Source organism: Mesorhizobium sp. M7A.F.Ca.CA.002.09.1.1 (assembly GCF_003998555.1).
Taxonomy (GTDB): Bacteria; Pseudomonadota; Alphaproteobacteria; order Rhizobiales; family Rhizobiaceae; genus Mesorhizobium; species Mesorhizobium ciceri.
On record NZ_RZRR01000591.1, the window covers coordinates 1 to 3,610 of the forward strand.

2 protein-coding genes are annotated in these 3,610 nt (G+C 63.8%); both read left to right on the top strand.

Annotated elements, in window-relative coordinates:
- Nucleotides 1–408 (top strand): DUF2778 domain-containing protein (locus EN994_RS22615; protein WP_164746081.1); only part of this gene is annotated, 408 nt, incomplete at its 5' end.
- A 124-nt stretch (nucleotides 409–532) separates the two neighbouring features.
- On the top strand, nucleotides 533–3,610 hold a 3,078-nt coding region (uvrB, locus tag EN994_RS22620), incomplete at its 3' end, for an excinuclease ABC subunit UvrB (RefSeq protein WP_127307818.1).

Consider the following 3,610-nt stretch of genomic DNA (forward strand, 5'->3'; position numbering starts at 1 on the left):
GTGTACGACATCAGCAGCGCGACCGTCTACATGCCTGACGGCTCGAGGCTCGAGGCGCATTCAGGCATCGGCGCCATGGCGGACCAGCCGCGTTATGCCGACCAGAAGAATCGCGGACCGACGCCGCCCAACACCTACAATCTGTCGATGCGCGAGTCGCGCTTCCACGGAGTGGAGGCCTTGCGCCTGACACCGGTCGATGGCCGCAACAAATACAATCGCAACGGCCTGCTGGCCCATACCTACCTGCTCCGGGGCCGCTACGCCCAGTCGAGCGGCTGCGTCGCCTTCAAGGACTATGCGCGCTTCCTCGCCGCTTTCAAGAAGGGCAAAATCAAACGCCTCGTCGTGGTGCCGCGCCTGAACGGGTCGGCGACGCAGGTCGCATCAGCCGCCAGGGGCGTGTAACGACAAGAGCTTTCGGGCGCCTTCCCGCTGCTCCTGACAGCCTGCTGTCAGGAGCAGCGCTGTCCGGCACGCCTCTCCCCACCGCGCTCTTTCCATTTTGGCCAGGAAATCCCATATTCGGGACATGGCCAAATCTCCCGATCAGAAAACGCCGCCGACGGCGAATGACGACCGCGCCGCGCCGAAGCGGCGCAGCCCGCTGACCGATTTCCTCGACGCCTCCGAGCCGCTGCACAAAGGCGGCTTCGCCGAGATGCCGCAGCCGGAGCTCTCTGGCACGCCGCTGACCGGTTCGATCGCGGATTGGGCCGAGCAGATCGAGCAGGAAGCCGAAAACGAAGGACGTCTTGTCGCCAAGGGTGACGGCGGCAAATCGCCGAAGCCGTCGAAGAAGATACCCGAGCGCTCAAGCTCGCCGGGGCGCAGTTCGCGCGGCACCTCGATGGGTGGCGCGGCGTCAGCCAGGGAGCGCACGGCAGCCGGCCTCAATCCGGTCGCCGGCCTCGACATCTCGCTGGAGGACGCCGAGACCATGGCCTCGGGCAGCGTCACCGCGACGGTGGCGGCACTGTCGGCGCTGATCGAATCCGGCAATCCGCTGCACAAGGACGGCGTGCTGTGGACGCCGCACCGCCCTGCCCGCCCCGAAAAATCCGAAGGCGGCATCGCCATCAAGATGGTGTCGGAGTTCGAGCCGGCCGGCGACCAGCCGACCGCGATCAAGGATCTGGTCGAAGGCGTCGATAACCACGACCGCACCCAGGTGCTGCTCGGCGTCACCGGCTCAGGAAAAACCTTCACCATGGCCAAGGTGATCGAGGAGACGCAGCGCCCTGCCTTGATCCTGGCGCCGAACAAGACGCTTGCCGCGCAGCTCTATTCCGAGTTCAAGAAATTCTTCCCGGAAAACGCCGTTGAGTATTTCGTCTCCTACTACGATTATTACCAGCCGGAAGCCTACGTCCCGCGCACCGACACTTTCATCGAGAAGGAATCCTCGATCAACGAGCAGATCGACCGCATGCGCCACTCGGCGACGCGTTCGCTGCTTGAGCGCGACGACGTCATCATCGTCGCCTCGGTGTCCTGCATCTACGGTATCGGCTCGGTCGAAACCTATACGGCGATGACCTTCCAGATGCAGATCGGCGACCGGCTCGACCAGCGCGCGCTGCTCGCCGATCTCGTCGCCCAGCAGTACAAGCGGCAGGACATCAACTTTGTCCGCGGCTCGTTCCGCGTGCGCGGCGACACCATCGAAATCTTCCCGGCCCACCTGGAAGACCGCGCCTGGCGCATCTCGATGTTCGGCGACGAGATCGAGCAGATCACCGAATTCGACCCGCTGACCGGCCAGAAGACCGGCGAGCTGAAAAGCGTCAAGATCTACGCCAATTCGCACTATGTGACGCCGCGCCCGACGCTGAACCAGGCGATCAAGTCGATCAAGGAAGAGCTCAAGCACCGGCTGGTCGAACTCGAACGCGCCGGCCGCCTGCTTGAGGCACAGCGGCTGGAACAGCGCTGCCGCTTCGACCTCGAAATGCTGGAAGCCACCGGCTCGTGCGCCGGCATCGAGAACTATTCGCGCTATCTCACCGGCCGCCAGCCGGGCGATCCGCCGCCGACGCTGTTTGAGTACATCCCCGACAACGCACTGGTCTTCATCGACGAAAGCCATGTCACCGTGCCGCAGATCGGCGGCATGTATCGCGGCGACTTTCGCCGCAAGGCGACGCTGGCCGAATACGGCTTCCGTCTGCCGTCCTGCATGGACAACCGGCCGCTGCGCTTCGAGGAGTGGGATGCCATGCGTCCGCTTTCGGTCGCGGTCTCGGCGACCCCTGGCGCCTGGGAGATGGAACAGGCCGGCGGCGTCTTCGCCGAGCAGGTCATCCGTCCGACCGGCCTGATCGATCCGCCGGTCGAGGTCCGCCCGGCCAAGAGCCAGGTCGACGATGTCGTCGGCGAGATTCGCGATACCACCAAGGCCGGCTACCGCACCTTGGTCACCGTGCTGACCAAGCGCATGGCCGAGGATTTGACCGAGTATCTGCATGAGCAGGGCATCCGCGTCCGCTACATGCACTCCGACATCGATACGCTGGAGCGCATCGAGATCCTGCGCGATCTGCGCCTCGGCGCCTTCGACGTGCTGGTCGGGATCAATCTTCTGCGCGAAGGCCTCGACATTCCCGAATGCGGCTTCGTCGCCATTCTCGACGCCGACAAGGAAGGTTTCCTGCGATCGGAAACCTCGCTGATCCAGACCATCGGGCGCGCCGCCAGAAACGTCGACGGCAAGGTCATCCTCTATGCCGACCAGGTGACCGGCTCGATGGAACGGGCGATGGCCGAAACCAACCGTCGCCGCGAAAAGCAGATGGAGTGGAACGCGGCCAACGGCATCACACCGGAATCGGTCAAGTCGCGCATCTCCGACATTCTCGATTCGGTCTACGAGAAGGACCACGTCCGCGCCGATATCTCGCAGTTCACCGACGGTGCCGGCGCCATGATGGGCAACAACCTCAAGGCCCATCTCGACGCGATGGAAAAGCAGATGCGCGATGCCGCGGCCAATCTCGACTTCGAGAAGGCGGCCCGCATCCGCGACGAAATCAAGCGCCTGCGTGAGATGGAACTGTCCATCTCCGAAGACCCGCTGGCCAAATACGCCGACATGGAAAGCCCGGCCTCCGGCCGCGAAAAGGGCAAGCACAACAAGGGCGTGGCCAAACATCGTACAGCAGAGGAACAGGAGCGTTTTCGCAAGCTCGACGCAGCGCGTGCCGCCGAAGAGGCAGCCAAGGCTGCCCGGCCCAACCTCTTCCGCAAGCCTGATCTCGACGAGATGGGCGCCGATGGCACTGTGCCGGTGAAAAAGCCGCTGTTTTCGAAACCCTCGATCGACGACATGGGTCCAGGTACCGACATGCCGACGCCGGCCGGCGCGGTGTCGCGCTCGCTGTTCAAGAAACAGTCGGCATCCGAGGCACATGGTTCCGATTTCGGCATTCCCGGGGACGCCACAAAGCCGCTGTTCAAGAAGAACTCGCTGGACGAGATGACGGTGCGGCGGACGGAAAAACCGATCGAAGGAAAAGTGCCGGCCAAGCCGCAGCCAATCTCCCCCCTCGTGGGGGACGAATCCGCCAAGCCAGTTGTTCGCCAGCGAACAGGCATTGGCTCCTACGAAGAC